The organism is Streptococcus mitis (genome assembly GCF_965111735.1).
Taxonomy (GTDB): domain Bacteria; phylum Bacillota; class Bacilli; order Lactobacillales; family Streptococcaceae; genus Streptococcus; species Streptococcus mitis_DR.
In genome coordinates this window covers 2,017,217-2,035,173 of record NZ_OZ217346.1, presented here as the reverse complement: position 1 = coordinate 2,035,173, position 17,957 = coordinate 2,017,217, and the positions used below count along the sequence as shown (strand labels likewise).

Genomic DNA, 17,957 nt, shown 5'->3' with positions numbered 1-17,957 from the left:
AAAAGCAGGGCCTCTTGGTCTTGCTTTTCTTATATGGAAAAATGGATGACACAATCATCCATTCTTTTTTAATTCTTTTTCAAAAGTATCTGATAGGGTAGTGAAGCTTAATTTCTCTAGAGTAAGCGGATGGGTAAAGGACAGTCGAAAGGCGTGGAGCATGAGCCGACTTGTTTTTGATTTACTATTATAGAGAGGGTCGCCTGAAATAGGGAAGTTATGATGCGAAAGGTGCACACGAATCTGATGGGTTCGCCCTGTCTTTAGTTTGCAACGAACCAAGGAAGTTTTGTTTGGGAATTGTTTTAATCTGCTTACATGTGTTTCAGCATATTGCCCATTTTTTGTATCAACTATTCGTTTTCTGCGGTCATGGCGATCACGCCCAATTTTGTCTTTGAAAACAAGTTCTTTGCTGTTGATATGTCCGTCGACCTGTGCCCAATATTCCCTAGAAATCTCTTTTTTCTCCAGTAAGCGATTGAGGATAGGTAGGATAAAAGGATTTTTGGCAAAGAGAACTAAGCCACTGGTTTCCATGTCCAGACGATGAACGACATAGCAGGTTTGGCCAACATAGGCACTGACATGGTTAAGAAGGGCGATTTCGTTTGGCTGATTACCATGCGTTTTTATCCCCTCTGGTTTGTTCACAATAACTAAGTGTTGATCTTGATAAACTTCCTGAACGAGGTTTGGGTTGCCCCAAGGGATTTCTTTTTCGGGATAATCTTCCTTGTCAAACGTTAACTGGCAAACATCTCCAGGACTTACAATCTCGTTCCAATGAACTTCTCGCTGATTAATCAAAATGTGTTTCTTGATTCTCAAAAAATGACGGATTTTTCTAGGGATGAGGAGTTGATCCTCTAGTAATTGCTTAACCGTCATTTGAGGTAGAGAGTCTGGTAATGTAAATGTGAATTGCATACAGATATTGTAACAAAAAAAGCCCTATTTGGATAGGAAATAGCTAAATTCTTGTCTTCCTATGATGAAGATGATAAAATAAACGCATGAAATTAGATAAATTATTCGAGAAATTTCTTTCTCTTTTTAAAAAAGAAACAAGTGAATCAGAGGATTCTGGGTCTACTAGCTTGCGTCGTTCTCGTAGTGATAGAAAAAAATTGGCCCAAGTAGGTCCGATTCGAAAATTCTGGCGTCGCTATCATCTAACAAAGATTGTCCTTATACTAGGTTTGAGTACAAGCTTGCTAGTTGGAACCTATTTGTTTGCTGTAGCCAAGTCAACCAATGTCAATGATTTGCAAAATGCCTTGAAAACTCGAACTCTCATTTTTGACCGTGAAGAAAAGGAGGCCGGTGCCTTGTCTGGTCAAAAAGGAACCTATGTTGAATTGACTGATATCAGTAAAAATTTGCAGAATGCCGTTATTGCGACAGAAGACCGTTCCTTCTATAAAAATGACGGAATTAACTATGGTCGTTTCTTCTTGGCTATTGTAACTGCTGGTCGTTCAGGTGGTGGTTCTACTATTACCCAACAGCTGGCTAAAAATGCCTATCTGTCGCAGGATCAAACTGTTGAGAGAAAAGCGAAAGAATTTTTCCTTGCTTTAGAATTAACCAAAAAATATAGTAAGGATCAGATCTTAACCATGTACCTTAACAACGCCTATTTTGGAAATGGTGTGTGGGGTGTAGAAGATGCGAGTAAGAAATACTTTGGAGTTTCTGCATCAGAAGTGAGTTTGGATCAAGCTGCGACTCTGGCAGGGATGCTCAAAGGGCCGGAACTGTATAATCCCTTGAATTCTGTAGAAGATTCTACCAATCGGCGCGATACTGTCTTGCAAAATATGGTTGCAGCAGGATATATTGATAAAAACCAAGAAACCGAAGCTGCGGAAGTTGATATGAATTCGCAATTGCACGATAAGTATGAAGGAAAAATCTCAGATTACCGCTATCCTTCTTACTTTGATGCGGTGGTTAACGAAGCCGTTTCCAAGTATAATCTAACAGAGGAAGAGATTGTCAATAATGGCTACCGCATTTACACAGAGCTGGACCAAAATTACCAAGCAAATATGCAGGTTGTTTATGAAAACACATCGCTATTTCCGAGGGCGGAGGATGGAACATTTGCTCAATCAGGAAGTGTAGCTCTCGAACCGAAAACAGGGGGAGTTCGTGGAGTTGTTGGTCAGGTTGCTGGCAATGATAAAACTGGATTCCGGAATTTCAACTATGCAACTCAATCAAAACGTAGTCCTGGTTCTACAATTAAGCCTTTAGTTGTTTATACGCCAGCAGTTGAAGCAGGTTGGGCTTTGAATAAGCAATTGGATAACCATACCATGCAGTACGACAGCTATAAGGTTGATAACTATGCAGGGATCAAAACGAGTCGAGAAGTTCCTATGTATCAAGCCTTGGCAGAGTCGCTTAATCTACCTGCTGTTGCCACTGTTAATGATTTGGGCGTCGACAAGGCTTTTGAGGCAGGCGAAAAATTCGGACTCAACATGGAAAAGGTCGACCGTGTTCTTGGTGTCGCCTTGGGAAGTGGTGTCGAAACCAATCCTCTGCAAATGGCTCAAGCATATGCTGCCTTTGCAAATGAAGGTTTAATGCCTGAAGCTCATTTTATTAGTAGAATTGAAAATGCTAGTGGACAAGTTATTGCAAGCCATAAAAATTCACAAAAACGGGTGATTGATAAGTCTGTAGCTGATAAGATGACCAGTATGATGTTGGGGACATTCACCAACGGTACCGGTATTAGTTCATCGCCTGCAGATTATGTCATGGCAGGAAAAACTGGTACAACTGAAGCGGTTTTCAATCCAGAATATACAAGTGACCAGTGGGTAATTGGTTATACACCGGATGTAGTGATTAGTCACTGGCTTGGCTTCCCGACGACTGATGAAAATCACTATCTAGCTGGCTCTACTTCAAACGGTGCAGCTCATGTCTTTAGAAACATTGCCAATACCATTTTACCTTATACGCCAGGAAGTACCTTTACAGTTGAAAATGCTTATAAGCAAAATGGAATTGCACCAGCCAATACAAGAAATCAAGTACAGAGTAATGAATCAAATCAGGCGGATAATAGCCTTTCTGATATTAGAAGTCGTGCACAAAATCTGGTAGATGAGGCTAGCCGTGCTATCTCGGATGCGAAGATTAAGGAAAAGGCTCAAACGATATGGGATTCGGTAGTCAATCTATTTCGTTAAGATGCTTGTCAAAGCCTAGCTTTCTTGTTATAATAGATAAGATGGAGGCGTTATGGCACTAAAAAAAGCAAGCCTAGCTTGTGCGGTTTGTGGTTCAAGAAACTATTCAATCAAGATCAGCGGAAACCCCAAGCCAACACGACTAGAAGTAAATAAATTTTGTAAACATTGTGGTAAGTACACTACACACAGAGAAACGAGATAGGAGAGAGCGATGCGTTTTATTGGAGATATTTTTAGACTTCTTAAAGACACAACATGGCCAACTCGCAAGGAAAGCTGGAGAGATTTTCGTTCTATCATGGAATACACTGCTTTCTTTGTTGTGATTATTTATATTTTTGACAAGTTGATTGTTTCAGGTTTGATTCGATTTATTAATATTTTTTAGAAGACCTGTGGAGTTATTCACGCTAGAAATCTTCTATTATGAAAGGAAGTATCATGGATAGTTTTGATAAAGGATGGTTTGTCTTACAAACCTATTCTGGTTATGAAAATAAGGTAAAAGAAAATCTATTACAACGTGCACAAACCTACAATATGTTGGATAATATTTTACGTGTTGAAATTCCAACACAAACAGTGCAAGTTGAAAAAAATGGAAAGAGAAAAGAAGTAGAAGAAAATCGCTTTCCAGGTTATGTTCTTGTGGAAATGGTGATGACAGATGAAGCTTGGTTTGTTGTTCGAAACACACCAAACGTTACAGGATTCGTCGGATCTCACGGAAATAGATCAAAACCAACTCCATTATTGGAACAAGAAATCCGTGATATCTTGGTTTCTATGGGACAAACTGTACAAGAGTTTGATATCGATGTTGAAGTTGGTCAAACTGTACGTATCATTGATGGTGCTTTTGCAGACTATACTGGTAAGATTGCAGAGATTGATAACAATAAAGTGAAGATGATTATCTCTATGTTTGGTAATGACACAGTTGCAGAAGTAAACCTAAATCAAATTGCAGAATTATAACCCAAAGAGAGGCAAGCCCTCTCTTTTTTGTGCAGTTGAGGCGGTGTAGGGAACAGAATAGGCGAAAAGGCCCCAATTAAGTTCTTGATTTGTTAGACTGTATCTAGAAAGGGGGAAGCTTATGCTTAAAAAATTGTATGAAGAAGTCCAAGGAATTGTATACAAGTGTAGAAATGAATATTACCTTCATTTATGGGAGTTATCGGATTGGGACCAAGAGGGAATGATCTGCTTACATGAATTGATCAGTAGAGAAGAAGAACTGGTAGAAGATATTCCACGCTTACGTAAATATTTCAAGACTAAGTTTCGTAATCGAATTTTAGACCATATCCGTAAACAAGAAAGTCAGAAGCGTAGATATGATAAAGAACCTTATGAAGAAGTGGGAGAGATTAGTCATCGTATCAGTGAGGGAGGTCTGTGGCTAGATGAGTATTATCTCTTTCATGAAACACTAAGAGATTATAGAAACAAACAAAGCAAAGAGAAGCAAGAAGAGTTAGAACGCATCTTAAGACATGAACGCTTCCGAGGGCGTCAAAGAGTTCTAAGGGACTTGCGTATTGTGTTTAAAGAGTTTGATATCCGTAGTCGGTAAGAAGCCATGTAAAAAAATGAAAAAAATAGAAAAAAGTAGTTGACAAAGTTAGAAAAGTCGGTATAATAGTAAGAGTTGAAAACACCAACTCTGGTCCGTTGGTCAAGGGGTTAAGACACCGCCTTTTCACGGCGGTAACACGGGTTCGAATCCCGTACGGACTATGGTATGTTGCGGATGGAACACTTGATGAAAAAAGTTCAAAAAAGTTTCAAAAAAGTGTTGACAAGCGAAAGTGCCTGTGATATACTAATATAGTTGTCGCTTGAGAGAAGCGAGTGACAAAGACCTTTGAAAACTGAACAAGACGAACCAATGTGCAGGGCACTACAACTAAGGTTGTAGTACTGAACAATGAAAAAAACAATAAATCTGTCAGTGACAGAAATGAGTGAGAACTCAAACTTTTAATGAGAGTTTGATCCTGGCTCAGGACGAACGCTGGCGGCGTGCCTAATACATGCAAGTAGAACGCTGAAGGAGGAGCTTGCTTCTCCGGATGAGTTGCGAACGGGTGAGTAACGCGTAGGTAACCTGCCTGGTAGTGGGGGATAACTATTGGAAACGATAGCTAATACCGCATAACAGTAGATGTTGCATGACATTTGCTTAAAAGGTGCAATTGCATCACTACCAGATGGACCTGCGTTGTATTAGCTAGTTGGTGGGGTAACGGCTCACCAAGGCGACGATACATAGCCGACCTGAGAGGGTGATCGGCCACACTGGGACTGAGACACGGCCCAGACTCCTACGGGAGGCAGCAGTAGGGAATCTTCGGCAATGGACGGAAGTCTGACCGAGCAACGCCGCGTGAGTGAAGAAGGTTTTCGGATCGTAAAGCTCTGTTGTAAGAGAAGAACGAGTGTGAGAGTGGAAAGTTCACACTGTGACGGTATCTTACCAGAAAGGGACGGCTAACTACGTGCCAGCAGCCGCGGTAATACGTAGGTCCCGAGCGTTGTCCGGATTTATTGGGCGTAAAGCGAGCGCAGGCGGTTAGATAAGTCTGAAGTTAAAGGCTGTGGCTTAACCATAGTACGCTTTGGAAACTGTTTAACTTGAGTGCAAGAGGGGAGAGTGGAATTCCATGTGTAGCGGTGAAATGCGTAGATATATGGAGGAACACCGGTGGCGAAAGCGGCTCTCTGGCTTGTAACTGACGCTGAGGCTCGAAAGCGTGGGGAGCAAACAGGATTAGATACCCTGGTAGTCCACGCCGTAAACGATGAGTGCTAGGTGTTAGACCCTTTCCGGGGTTTAGTGCCGCAGCTAACGCATTAAGCACTCCGCCTGGGGAGTACGACCGCAAGGTTGAAACTCAAAGGAATTGACGGGGGCCCGCACAAGCGGTGGAGCATGTGGTTTAATTCGAAGCAACGCGAAGAACCTTACCAGGTCTTGACATCCCTCTGACCGCTCTAGAGATAGAGTTTTCCTTCGGGACAGAGGTGACAGGTGGTGCATGGTTGTCGTCAGCTCGTGTCGTGAGATGTTGGGTTAAGTCCCGCAACGAGCGCAACCCCTATTGTTAGTTGCCATCATTCAGTTGGGCACTCTAGCGAGACTGCCGGTAATAAACCGGAGGAAGGTGGGGATGACGTCAAATCATCATGCCCCTTATGACCTGGGCTACACACGTGCTACAATGGCTGGTACAACGAGTCGCAAGCCGGTGACGGCAAGCTAATCCCTTAAAGCCAGTCTCAGTTCGGATTGTAGGCTGCAACTCGCCTACATGAAGTCGGAATCGCTAGTAATCGCGGATCAGCACGCCGCGGTGAATACGTTCCCGGGCCTTGTACACACCGCCCGTCACACCACGAGAGTTTGTAACACCCGAAGTCGGTGAGGTAACCGTAAGGAGCCAGCCGCCTAAGGTGGGATAGATGATTGGGGTGAAGTCGTAACAAGGTAGCCGTATCGGAAGGTGCGGCTGGATCACCTCCTTTCTAAGGATAAGGAACTGCGCATTGGTCTTGTTTAGTCTTGAGAGGTCTTGTGGGGCCTTAGCTCAGCTGGGAGAGCGCCTGCTTTGCACGCAGGAGGTCAGCGGTTCGATCCCGCTAGGCTCCATTGGTGAGAGATCACCAAGTAATGCACATTGAAAATTGAATATCTATATCAAATAGTAACAAGAAAATAAACCGAAAACGCTGTAGTATTAATAAGAGTTTATGACTGAAAGGTCAGAAAATAAGGTTAAGTTAATAAGGGCGCACGGTGGATGCCTTGGCACTAGGAGCCGAAGAAGGACGTGACAAACGACGATATGCCTTGGGTAGCTGTAAGTAAGCGATGATCCAGGGATTTCCGAATGGGGGAACCCAACAGGTACTACCTGTTACCCGCATCTGTTAAGGATGTGAGGAGGAAGACGCAGTGAACTGAAACATCTAAGTAGCTGCAGGAAGAGAAAGCAAAAGCGATTGCCTTAGTAGCGGCGAGCGAAACGGCAGGAGGGCAAACCGAAGAGTTTACTCTTCGGGGTTGTAGGACTGCAATGTGGACTCAAAGATTATAGAAGAATGATTTGGGAAGATCAGCCAAAGAGAGTGATAGCCTCGTATTTAAAATAGTCTTTGTACCTAGCAGTATCCTGAGTACGGCGGGACACGTGAAATCCCGTCGGAATCTGGGAGGACCATCTCCCAACCCTAAATACTCCCTAGTGACCGATAGTGAACCAGTACCGTGAGGGAAAGGTGAAAAGCACCCCGGGAGGGGAGTGAAATAGAACCTGAAACCGTGTGCCTACAACAAGTTCGAGCCCGTTAATGGGTGAGAGCGTGCCTTTTGTAGAATGAACCGGCGAGTTACGTTATGATGCGAGGTTAAGTTGAAGAGACGGAGCCGTAGGGAAACCGAGTCTGAATAGGGCGCCTTAGTATCATGACGTAGACCCGAAACCATGTGACCTACCCATGAGCAGGTTGAAGGTGCGGTAAGACGCACTGGAGGACCGAACCAGGGCACGTTGAAAAGTGCTTGGATGACTTGTGGGTAGCGGAGAAATTCCAAACGAACTTGGAGATAGCTGGTTCTCTCCGAAATAGCTTTAGGGCTAGCGTCGACATAAAGATTCTTGGAGGTAGAGCACTGTTTGGGTGAGGGGTCCATCCCGGATTACCAATCTCAGATAAACTCCGAATGCCAATGAATTATGGTCGGCAGTCAGACTGCGAGTGCTAAGATCCGTAGTCGAAAGGGAAACAGCCCAGACCACCAGCTAAGGTCCCAAAATAATTGTTAAGTGGAAAAGGATGTGGGGTTGCACAGACAACTAGGATGTTAGCTTAGAAGCAGCTATTCATTCAAAGAGTGCGTAATAGCTCACTAGTCGAGTGACCCTGCGCCGAAAATGTACCGGGGCTAAAACAATTTACCGAAGCTGTGGATACCTTTATAGGTATGGTAGGAGAGCGTTCTATGTGTGATGAAGGTGTACCGTGAGGAGCGCTGGAACGCATAGAAGTGAGAATGCCGGTATGAGTAGCGAAAGACAGGTGAGAATCCTGTCCACCGTAAGACTAAGGTTTCCAGGGGAAGGCTCGTCCGCCCTGGGTTAGTCGGGACCTAAGGAGAGACCGAAAGGTGTATCCGATGGACAACAGGTTGATATTCCTGTACTAGAGTATGTAGTGATGGAGGGACGCAGTAGGCTAACTAAAGCAGACGATTGGAAGTGTCTGTCTAAGCAGTGAGGTGTGATATGAGTCAAATGCTTATATCTATAACATTGAGCTGTGATGGGGAGCGAAGTTTAGTAGCGAAGTTAGTGACGTCACACTGCCAAGAAAAGCTTCTAGCGTTTAAACATACTCTACCCGTACCGCAAACCGACACAGGTAGTCGAGGCGAGTAGCCTCAGGTGAGCGAGAGAACTCTCGTTAAGGAACTCGGCAAAATGACCCCGTAACTTCGGGAGAAGGGGTGCTGACTTTAAGTCAGCCGCAGTGAATAGGCCCAAGCAACTGTTTATCAAAAACACAGCTCTCTGCTAAATCGTAAGATGATGTATAGGGGGTGACGCCTGCCCGGTGCTGGAAGGTTAAGAGGAGTGCTTAGCGTAAGCGAAGGTATGAATTGAAGCCCCAGTAAACGGCGGCCGTAACTATAACGGTCCTAAGGTAGCGAAATTCCTTGTCGGGTAAGTTCCGACCCGCACGAAAGGCGTAATGATTTGGGCACTGTCTCAACGAGAGACTCGGTGAAATTTTAGTACCTGTGAAGATGCAGGTTACCCGCGACAGGACGGAAAGACCCCATGGAGCTTTACTGCAGTTTGATATTGAGTGTCTGTACCACATGTACAGGATAGGTAGGAGTCTATGAGATCGGGACGCCAGTTTCGAAGGAGACGTTGTTGGGATACTACCCTTGTGTTATGGCCACTCTAACCCAGATAGGTGATCCCTATCGGAGACAGTGTCTGACGGGCAGTTTGACTGGGGCGGTCGCCTCCTAAAAGGTAACGGAGGCGCCCAAAGGTTCCCTCAGAATGGTTGGAAATCATTCGCAGAGTGTAAAGGTATAAGGGAGCTTGACTGCGAGAGCTACAACTCGAGCAGGGACGAAAGTCGGGCTTAGTGATCCGGTGGTTCCGTATGGAAGGGCCATCGCTCAACGGATAAAAGCTACCCTGGGGATAACAGGCTTATCTCCCCCAAGAGTTCACATCGACGGGGAGGTTTGGCACCTCGATGTCGGCTCGTCGCATCCTGGGGCTGTAGTCGGTCCCAAGGGTTGGGCTGTTCGCCCATTAAAGCGGCACGCGAGCTGGGTTCAGAACGTCGTGAGACAGTTCGGTCCCTATCCGTCGCGGGCGTAGGAAATTTGAGAGGATCTGCTCCTAGTACGAGAGGACCAGAGTGGACTTACCGCTGGTGTACCAGTTGTCTTGCCAAAGGCATCGCTGGGTAGCTATGTAGGGAAGGGATAAACGCTGAAAGCATCTAAGTGTGAAACCCACCTCAAGATGAGATTTCCCATGATTTTATATCAGTAAGAGCCCTGAGAGATGATCAGGTAGATAGGTTAGAAGTGGAAGTGTGGCGACACATGTAGCGGACTAATACTAATAGCTCGAGGACTTATCCAAAGTAACTGAGAATATGAAAGCGTAAGGTTTTCTTGATTTGAATAGATATTCAATTTTGAGTAGGTATTACTCAGAGTTAAGTGACGATAGCCTAGGAGATACACCTGTACCCATGCCGAACACAGAAGTTAAGCCCTAGAACGCCGGAAGTAGTTGGGGGTTGCCCCCTGTGAGATATGGAAGTCGCTTAGCTCTAGGGAGTTTAGCTCAGCTGGGAGAGCATCTGCCTTACAAGCAGAGGGTCAGCGGTTCGATCCCGTTAACTCCCAAAGGTCCCGTAGTGTAGCGGTTATCACGTCGCCCTGTCACGGCGAAGATCGCGGGTTCGATTCCCGTCGGGACCGTTAGAATAACGCAAGTTATTTTAGACTCGTTAGCTCAGTTGGTAGAGCAATTGACTTTTAATCAATGGGTCACTGGTTCGAGCCCAGTACGGGTCATATATGCGGGTTTGGCGGAATTGGCAGACGCACCAGATTTAGGATCTGGCGCTTAACGGCGTGGGGGTTCAAGTCCCTTAACCCGCATTGAGATATAATAAATGAGCCGGCTTAGCTCAGTTGGTAGAGCATCTGATTTGTAATCAGAGGGTCGCGTGTTCAAGTCATGTAGCCGGCATTTTTAGATAGAAGAAAACAGTGCGAACGTAGTTCAGTGGTAGAACACCACCTTGCCAAGGTGGGGGTCGCGGGTTCGAATCCCGTCGTTCGCTTAGAGAGGCCGGGGTGGCGGAACTGGCAGACGCACAGGACTTAAAATCCTGCGATTGGTAACGATCGTACCGGTTCGATTCCGGTCCTCGGCATAATATAGAGCACCCTTAGCTCAACTGGATAGAGTACCTGACTACGAATCAGGCGGTTAGAGGTTCGACTCCTCTAGGGTGCATTTTTCTTTTTAACTCGGGAAGTAGCTCAGCTTGGTAGAGTACTTGGTTTGGGACCAAGGTGTCGCAGGTTCGAATCCTGTCTTCCCGATTGATTATCTGGGTACCTATGGTACCTTTTTATACTTAACAACTGTAGTGGGTTGAAGAAAAGCTAAGCTCGAGAAAGGACAAAATTTGTCCTTTCTTTTTTGATGTTCAGAGCAATAAAAATCCGTTTTTTGAAGTTTTCAAAGTTCCGAAAACTAAAGGCATTGCGTTTGATAAGTTTAATGAGATTATTAGTCGCTTCTAATTTGGCGTTTGAATAGGGGAGTTGAAGGGCGTTGACGATTTTCTCTTTGTCCTTTAGAAAGGTTTTAAAGACAGTATGAAAAAGAGGATGAATCTGCTTCAAATTGTCCTCAATGAGTCCAAAGAATTTCTCAGACTCCTTATTCTGAAAGTGAAACAGCAAGAGCTGATAGAGATTGTAGTGGTGTTTCAAGTCTTCTGAATAGCTCAAAAGCTTGTCTAGAATCTCTTTATTGGTTAAGTGCATACGAAAAATAGGACGATAAAAACGTTTATCACTCAGTTTACGACTATCCTGTTGAATGAGCTTCCAGTAACGTTTGATGGCTTTGTATTCATGGGATTTTCGCTCAAATTGATTCATGATTTGAACACGGACACGACTCATAGCACGGCTGAGATGTTGGACAATGTGAAAGCGGTCGAGAACGATTTTAGCGTTAGGAAAAAGTTTACTGGCAATATCGTAGTAAGGGCTAAACATATCCATCGTAATGATTTTCACCTGACAACGAACAGCTCGCTCGTAGCGCAGAAAGTGATTTCTTATGATAGCCTGTGTTCTGCCTTCAAGAACAGTGATGATGTTGAGATTATCAAAATCTTGTGCAATGAAACTCATCTTTCCCTTGGTAAAGGCATACTCGTCCCAAGACATAATCTCTGGAAGACGAGAAAAATCATACTTAAAGTGAAAGTCATATTTCTTCATTAGACTTCCACAATCAGGACAAGAAGGGGCTTCATAATCCAATTTAGCGATGATTTCTTTGTGGGTATCCCTATTGATGATATCTATAATTTGGATATTGGGGTCTTTAATGTCGAGTAGTTTTGTGATAAAATGTAATTGTTCCATATGAATCTTTCTAATGATGGTTTAGTCGCTTTTCATTATAGATGATATGGGACTTTTTTTCTACAACAAAATAGGCCCCATAAGATCCATAGGGGATTTACCCACTACAAATATTATAGAGCCTTTTTAGTTAGAATTATGCTATACTATTTGAAAAGAAGCTTGTTTAATGTTCAGGTTTCCTATTAAAAGAAGAATTGGAGTTTGCTTATGAAAGCGATTATAACTGTTGTTGGTAAAGATAAATCTGGAATTGTTGCAGGTGTTTCTAGTAAAATTGCAGAATTGGGTTTGAACATTGATGATATCTCTCAAACTGTCTTGGATGAATATTTCACGATGATGGCTGTCGTATCTAGTGATGAAAAACAAGATTTCACTTATCTTCGTAATGAATTTGAAGCTTTTGGGCAAACTTTGAATGTGAAAATCAATATTCAGAGTGCAGCGATTTTCGACGCTATGTATAATATCTAGGAGGTGCACATGGATATTAGACAAGTTACTGAAACCATTGCCATGATTGAGGAGCAAAACTTCGATATCAGAACCATTACCATGGGGATTTCTCTTTTGGACTGTATTGATCCAGATATCAATCGTGCTGCGGAGAAAATTTATCAAAAGATTACGAGCAAGGCAGCTAATTTAGTAGCTGTTGGCGATGAAATTGCGGCTGAGTTGGGGATTCCAATCGTTAATAAGCGTGTATCGGTGACTCCTATCTCTTTGATTGGGGCTGCGACAGATGCGACAGACTATGTGGTTCTGGCAAAAGCTCTTGATAAGGCTGCGAAAGAGATTGGTGTGGACTTTATCGGTGGCTTCTCTGCCTTGGTACAAAAGGGTTATCAAAAGGGAGATGAGATTCTCATCAATTCTATTCCTCGCGCCTTGGCTGAAACGGACAAGGTCTGCTCGTCAATCAATATCGGCTCAACCAAGTCTGGTATTAATATGACGGCTGTGGCAGATATGGGACGTGTTATCAAGGAAACGGCTAATCTATCAGATATGGGAGCGGTCAAGTTGGTTGTATTCGCTAATGCTGTTGAGGACAATCCATTTATGGCGGGTGCCTTCCATGGTGTTGGGGAGGCAGATGTTATCATCAATGTCGGAGTTTCTGGTCCTGGTGTGGTAAAACGTGCCTTGGAAAAAGTTCGTGGACAGAGCTTTGATGTAGTAGCCGAAACAGTTAAGAAGACTGCCTTCAAGATCACTCGTATCGGTCAATTGGTTGGTCAAATGGCCAGTGAGAGACTCGGTGTGGAGTTTGGTATTGTGGACTTGAGTTTGGCGCCAACTCCTGCTGTTGGAGATTCTGTTGCACGTGTCCTTGAAGAAATGGGGCTAGAAACAGTTGGTACGCATGGGACGACGGCTGCCTTGGCTCTCTTGAATGACCAAGTTAAGAAGGGCGGAGTCATGGCCTGCAACCAAGTTGGTGGTTTGTCTGGTGCCTTTATCCCTGTTTCAGAAGATGAAGGAATGATTGCTGCAGTGCAAAATGGCTCTCTTAATCTGGAAAAACTAGAAGCTATGACGGCTATCTGTTCTGTTGGTTTGGATATGATTGCCATTCCGGAGGATACACCTGCTGAAACCATTGCGGCTATGATTGCAGACGAAGCTGCAATTGGTGTCATTAACATGAAAACTACGGCTGTTCGTATTATTCCAAAAGGAAAAGAAGGCGATATGATTGAGTTTGGTGGCCTATTAGGTACTGCACCTGTTATGAAGGTCAATGGGGCTTCGTCTGTCGATTTCATCTCTCGCGGTGGACAAATTCCAGCACCAATTCATAGTTTTAAAAATTAAGAAAATAGGAGAAATTTTAAGTTCTATTTAAGGTTGGCTGTGTATACTATAATCATTAAATAAAGACCTCCTAATATTATTTGAAACAGATAACACTGATTTAGTTTGAATTTGATTTTCATCTAATATCTTTATTTAATAGAACTCCTAAACTTTTTCATAATAATCTCCTGCAAAAGTCGCCTGTCTGGGTGGCTTTTGTTTTATCATCCATGATATAATAGAAGCAAACGGAGGACGGAAAATGGTAAAAGTACGATTGTATTTGGTACGTCATGGCAAGACTATGTTTAACACGATTGGTCGCGCGCAAGGTTGGAGCGATACTCCCTTAACAGCTGAAGGTGAACGAGGGATTCAAGAATTAGGAATCGGTTTGCGCGAATCTGGTCTACAGTTTGAGCGTGCTTATTCGAGTGATTCTGGCCGCACCATTCAGACAATGGGAATTATCCTTGATGAACTTGGCTTGCAGGGAAAAATCCCTTATCGCATGGACAAGCGTATCAGAGAATGGTGTTTCGGTAGTTTTGACGGAGCTTATGATGGTGATCTTTTCATGGGCATTATTCCTCGTATCTTTAATGTGGACCACGTTCACCAATTGTCTTATGCTGAACTGGCTGAGGGTTTGGTAGAGGTCGATACAGCTGGTTGGGCTGAAGGCTGGGAAAAACTCAGTGGCCGAATTAAGGAAGGCTTTGAAGCGATTGCCAAAGAAATGGAAGAGCAGGGTGGGGGCAATGCCCTCGTTGTCAGCCACGGAATGACTATTGGAACCATTGTTTATCTAATTAATGGTATGCATCCGCATGGTCTAGATAATGGTAGCGTGACGATACTTGAATATGAGGACGGCCAGTTTAGCGTAGAAGTTGTCGGCGACCGTAGTTACCGAGAACTAGGACGTGAGAAGATGGAGGAGACAAATAGTTAATAGAAGTTAGCTCCAAATGGGGGCTAATTTTTTATACTGCTAAATAAGCTGGATTTGCGATTCAGTCTTTCTTGGCATACAAGCCCAAAAGAACATTTCTCGTCTTTCAAATTCCCTCAAAAATGGTATAATAGTAACATCACAAAATTGGAGAGAGACCATGAGTTTTTACAATCATAAAGAAATTGAGCCTAAGTGGCAGGGCTACTGGGCAGAACATCATACATTTAAAACAGGAACAGATGCCTCAAAACCGAAGTTTTATGCGCTTGACATGTTCCCATATCCGTCTGGAGCGGGTCTGCACGTAGGACATCCAGAAGGTTATACTGCAACGGATATCCTCAGCCGTTACAAACGTGCGCAAGGCTACAATGTCCTTCACCCAATGGGTTGGGATGCTTTTGGTTTGCCTGCAGAGCAATACGCTATGGATACAGGTAATGACCCAGCAGAATTTACGGCGGAGAACATTGCCAACTTCAAACGCCAAATCAATGCGCTTGGATTTTCTTATGACTGGGACCGTGAAGTCAATACAACAGATCCAAACTACTACAAGTGGACTCAATGGATTTTCACCAAGCTTTACGAAAAAGGCTTGGCATATGAAGCTGAAGTGCCAGTAAACTGGGTGGAAGAATTGGGAACTGCCATCGCCAACGAAGAGGTCCTTCCTGATGGAACTTCTGAGCGTGGAGGCTATCCAGTTGTCCGCAAACCAATGCGTCAATGGATGCTCAAAATCACGGCCTACGCAGAGCGCTTGCTTAATGACTTAGATGAACTAGATTGGCCAGAGTCTATCAAGGACATGCAACGCAACTGGATTGGGAAATCAACTGGTGCCAATGTAACTTTTAAAGTTAAGGGAACAGACAAGGAATTCACAGTCTTTACCACTCGTCCTGATACTCTTTTCGGTGCGACTTTCACCGTTTTGGCTCCTGAGCATGAATTAGTAGACGCTATCACAAGTTCAGAGCAAGCAGAAGCAGTATCAGACTACAAACACCAAGCCAGTCTGAAATCAGACTTGGCTCGTACTGACCTTGCAAAAGAAAAAACTGGTGTTTGGACTGGTGCTTATGCTATTAACCCTGTCAATGGTAAGGAAATTCCAATCTGGATTGCAGACTATGTTCTTGCTAGCTATGGGACAGGTGCGGTAATGGCTGTTCCTGCTCATGACCAACGTGACTGGGAATTTGCCAAACAATTTGACCTTCCAATCGTAGAAGTTCTTGAAGGTGGAAACGTTGAAGAAGCTGCCTACACAGAAGATGGTCTTCATGTTAATTCAGACTTCCTAGATGGACTCAACAAAGAAGACGCTATTGCCAAGATCGTGGCTTGGTTGGAAGAAAAAGGCTGTGGACAAGAGAAGGTTACCTACCGTCTCCGCGACTGGCTCTTTAGCCGTCAACGTTACTGGGGTGAGCCAATTCCTATCATTCATTGGGAAGACGGAACTTCAACAGCTGTCCCTGAAAGTGAATTGCCACTTGTCTTGCCTGTAACCAAGGATATACGTCCTTCAGGTACTGGTGAAAGTCCACTAGCTAACTTGACAGACTGGCTTGAAGTGACTCGTGAAGATGGTGTTAAAGGTCGTCGTGAAACTAATACCATGCCACAATGGGCTGGTTCAAGCTGGTACTACCTCCGCTATATTGACCCACACAATACTGAGAAACTGGCTGATAAGGACCTTCTCAAACAATGGTTGCCAGTAGATATCTATGTGGGTGGTGCAGAGCATGCTGTACTTCACTTGCTTTACGCTCGTTTCTGGCACAAATTCCTCTATGACCTCGGTGTTGTTCCAACAAAAGAGCCATTCCAAAAACTCTTTAACCAAGGAATGATTTTGGGAACAAGCTACCGTGACCACCGTGGGGCTCTTGTGGCGACTGACAAGGTTGAAAAACGTGACGGTTCTTTCTTCCATGTGGAAACAGGAGAAGAGTTGGAGCAAGCACCAGCTAAGATGTCTAAATCGCTCAAGAACGTGGTTAACCCTGACGATGTGGTGGAACAATACGGTGCCGATACCCTTCGTGTTTATGAAATGTTTATGGGACCACTTGATGCTTCGATTGCTTGGTCAGAAGAAGGTCTGGAAGGAAGCCGTAAGTTCCTTGACCGTGTTTACCGCTTGATTACAAGTAAAGAAATAGCTGCGGAAAACAATGGCGCTCTTGACAAAGTTTACAACGAAACTGTTAAAGCTGTCACAGAACAAATCGAATCCCTCAAATTCAACACAGCCATTGCCCAACTTATGGTCTTTGTCAATGCAGCTAACAAGGAAGACAAGCTTTATGCAGACTACGCCAAAGGCTTTATCCAATTGATTGCACCATTTGCGCCTCACTTGGCAGAAGAGCTCTGGCAAACAGTTGCAGCAACAGGTGAGTCAATCTCTTATGTGGCTTGGCCAACTTGGGACGAAAGCAAATTGGTTGAAGACGAAATCGAAATTGTCGTCCAAATCAAAGGTAAAGTCCGTGCCAAACTCATGGTCGCTAAAGACCTATCACGAGAAGAATTGCAAGAGATTGCTCTAGCTGATGAAAAAGTCAAAGCAGAAATTGACGGTAAGGACATCGTAAAAGTAATTGCGGTACCGAATAAATTGGTTAATATTGTTGTGAAATAAGATAAGAATCCTTCAGAGTAGAATCTGGAGGATTTTTTATTTGACAGGAAGTTTCTGTTTTGTTAATATGATTAACAAAGAAAAGAGAGATTATGGATAAAAAAGAATTTATTGCATTTAATAATCGTTTCAATAGATTTATTTTAGCGTTTGACCAGTTAAAAAAAAATCAACATAAAAGTGGTGTTGACAAATCCATTACTTTGAATGAGGTACATTTGATTGTTGTGATTGGGGAAAATCAGCCCTTAAATCTAGTAAAATTATCTGAATTATTAGAAGTTTCAAGAAGTGCAATAACTCAAAGTGTTAGGAGATTGATTCAAAAAAATTTAGTTGTTTTTGATTTTGATCCGAATAATGGGAAAAATAAATATTTGAGATTATCTGAAAAAGGCATCGAAGTTTTTAAAATCCATAAGGAGCAACAAGCACATATTGAAAAATCAATCTTTTCAGTTTTAAACAACTATAGCGAGGTGGAACTTCAAACAGTTGTGAAATTGATGGATGATATTGAAAAGGTGTGGGGAGAATTACCGTGGTAAAAGTCGCGGTAAATTTTAAATACAATTGTTAAGTAAATTAACAAAAAGGAGA

The 17,957-nt window shown here is 43.5% G+C and carries 12 protein-coding genes, 11 tRNA genes and 3 rRNA genes; 24 read left to right on the top strand and 2 right to left on the bottom strand.

Going from position 1 to position 17,957, the window contains the following annotated elements; all coding sequences use genetic code 11:
• Positions 1-54: 54 nt before the first annotated feature.
• The gene (locus ACLV7W_RS09830) at positions 55-930 is read right to left on the bottom strand and encodes an RluA family pseudouridine synthase (protein ID WP_411865869.1); all 876 of its coding nucleotides are present in this window, start codon (positions 928-930) and stop codon (positions 55-57) included.
• A gap of 86 nt (positions 931-1,016) precedes the next feature.
• On the opposite strand from ACLV7W_RS09830, the gene pbp2a reads away from it, so the two are divergent.
• From pbp2a to ACLV7W_RS09735, 19 genes are all read left to right on the top strand, one after another.
• On the top strand, positions 1,017-3,212 hold the full coding sequence (gene pbp2a / locus ACLV7W_RS09825; protein WP_411865868.1) for a penicillin-binding protein PBP2A: 2,196 nt from the start codon (positions 1,017-1,019) through the stop codon (positions 3,210-3,212).
• Positions 3,213-3,264: 52 nt separating this feature from the next.
• Positions 3,265-3,417, top strand: a complete 153-nt coding sequence (rpmG, locus tag ACLV7W_RS09820; RefSeq protein WP_001809375.1) for a 50S ribosomal protein L33 — start codon at positions 3,265-3,267, stop codon at positions 3,415-3,417.
• Between the two features lie 9 nt (positions 3,418-3,426).
• Positions 3,427-3,603, top strand: coding sequence for a preprotein translocase subunit SecE (gene secE, locus ACLV7W_RS09815; RefSeq protein WP_001210990.1), 177 nt, complete (start codon positions 3,427-3,429; stop codon positions 3,601-3,603).
• Between the two features lie 53 nt (positions 3,604-3,656).
• Positions 3,657-4,193, top strand: coding sequence for a transcription termination/antitermination protein NusG (nusG, locus tag ACLV7W_RS09810; RefSeq protein WP_033687381.1), 537 nt, complete (start codon positions 3,657-3,659; stop codon positions 4,191-4,193).
• Between the two features lie 121 nt (positions 4,194-4,314).
• Complete coding sequence (locus ACLV7W_RS09805) at positions 4,315-4,794, top strand: sigma-70 family RNA polymerase sigma factor (RefSeq protein ID WP_153209010.1); 480 nt, start codon at positions 4,315-4,317, stop codon at positions 4,792-4,794.
• Positions 4,795-4,886: 92 nt separating this feature from the next.
• Positions 4,887-4,958: transfer RNA gene (locus tag ACLV7W_RS09800), tRNA-Glu, on the top strand.
• A gap of 242 nt (positions 4,959-5,200) precedes the next feature.
• Positions 5,201-6,746 (top strand): 16S ribosomal RNA (locus ACLV7W_RS09795).
• A gap of 51 nt (positions 6,747-6,797) precedes the next feature.
• Positions 6,798-6,870: transfer RNA gene (locus ACLV7W_RS09790), tRNA-Ala, on the top strand.
• A gap of 124 nt (positions 6,871-6,994) precedes the next feature.
• Positions 6,995-9,895: ribosomal RNA gene (locus ACLV7W_RS09785) — 23S ribosomal RNA — on the top strand.
• A 76-nt stretch (positions 9,896-9,971) separates the two neighbouring features.
• A 5S ribosomal RNA gene (rrf, locus tag ACLV7W_RS09780) occupies positions 9,972-10,087 on the top strand.
• The 16S, 23S and 5S rRNA genes sit together here with 11 tRNA genes alongside, the layout of an rRNA operon.
• Positions 10,088-10,091: 4 nt before the next feature.
• Positions 10,092-10,164 (top strand) — tRNA-Val (locus ACLV7W_RS09775).
• A 2-nt stretch (positions 10,165-10,166) separates the two neighbouring features.
• A tRNA-Asp gene (locus ACLV7W_RS09770) sits at positions 10,167-10,239 on the top strand.
• Positions 10,240-10,262: 23 nt separating this feature from the next.
• Positions 10,263-10,335 (top strand) — tRNA-Lys (locus tag ACLV7W_RS09765).
• 5 nt (positions 10,336-10,340) lie between these two features.
• Positions 10,341-10,422 (top strand) — tRNA-Leu (locus ACLV7W_RS09760).
• Between the two features lie 18 nt (positions 10,423-10,440).
• A tRNA-Thr gene (locus ACLV7W_RS09755) sits at positions 10,441-10,513 on the top strand.
• Positions 10,514-10,535: 22 nt separating this feature from the next.
• Positions 10,536-10,607: transfer RNA gene (locus ACLV7W_RS09750), tRNA-Gly, on the top strand.
• Positions 10,608-10,614: 7 nt separating this feature from the next.
• Positions 10,615-10,700, top strand: a tRNA-Leu gene (locus tag ACLV7W_RS09745).
• 9 nt (positions 10,701-10,709) lie between these two features.
• Positions 10,710-10,783 (top strand) — tRNA-Arg (locus tag ACLV7W_RS09740).
• Positions 10,784-10,798: 15 nt separating this feature from the next.
• Positions 10,799-10,872, top strand: a tRNA-Pro gene (locus tag ACLV7W_RS09735).
• Between the two features lie 63 nt (positions 10,873-10,935).
• On the opposite strand, the gene ACLV7W_RS09730 is transcribed toward ACLV7W_RS09735, so the two are convergent.
• The gene (locus ACLV7W_RS09730; protein ID WP_411865867.1) at positions 10,936-11,934 is read right to left on the bottom strand and encodes an ISL3 family transposase; all 999 of its coding nucleotides are present in this window, start codon (positions 11,932-11,934) and stop codon (positions 10,936-10,938) included.
• Between the two features lie 210 nt (positions 11,935-12,144).
• Here ACLV7W_RS09730 and ACLV7W_RS09725 point away from each other — a divergent pair, with 210 nt between their 5' ends.
• From ACLV7W_RS09725 to ACLV7W_RS09705, 5 genes are all read left to right on the top strand, one after another.
• A complete protein-coding gene (locus tag ACLV7W_RS09725; RefSeq protein ID WP_411865866.1) occupies positions 12,145-12,411 on the top strand; it encodes an ACT domain-containing protein in 267 nt (88 codons plus the stop codon).
• Positions 12,412-12,420: 9 nt separating this feature from the next.
• Positions 12,421-13,758, top strand: coding sequence for a PFL family protein (locus tag ACLV7W_RS09720; protein ID WP_045612361.1), 1,338 nt, complete (start codon positions 12,421-12,423; stop codon positions 13,756-13,758).
• Positions 13,759-14,002: 244 nt separating this feature from the next.
• Positions 14,003-14,695, top strand: a complete 693-nt coding sequence (locus tag ACLV7W_RS09715; protein WP_049543955.1) for a histidine phosphatase family protein — start codon at positions 14,003-14,005, stop codon at positions 14,693-14,695.
• Positions 14,696-14,855: 160 nt separating this feature from the next.
• Entirely contained in the window at positions 14,856-17,357 is a 2,502-nt protein-coding gene (leuS, locus tag ACLV7W_RS09710; protein WP_411865865.1) for a leucine--tRNA ligase, read from the top strand.
• A gap of 92 nt (positions 17,358-17,449) precedes the next feature.
• The gene (locus ACLV7W_RS09705) at positions 17,450-17,905 is read left to right on the top strand and encodes a MarR family winged helix-turn-helix transcriptional regulator (RefSeq protein WP_049502632.1); all 456 of its coding nucleotides are present in this window, start codon (positions 17,450-17,452) and stop codon (positions 17,903-17,905) included.
• The last annotated feature ends 52 nt before the right edge of the window (positions 17,906-17,957 follow it).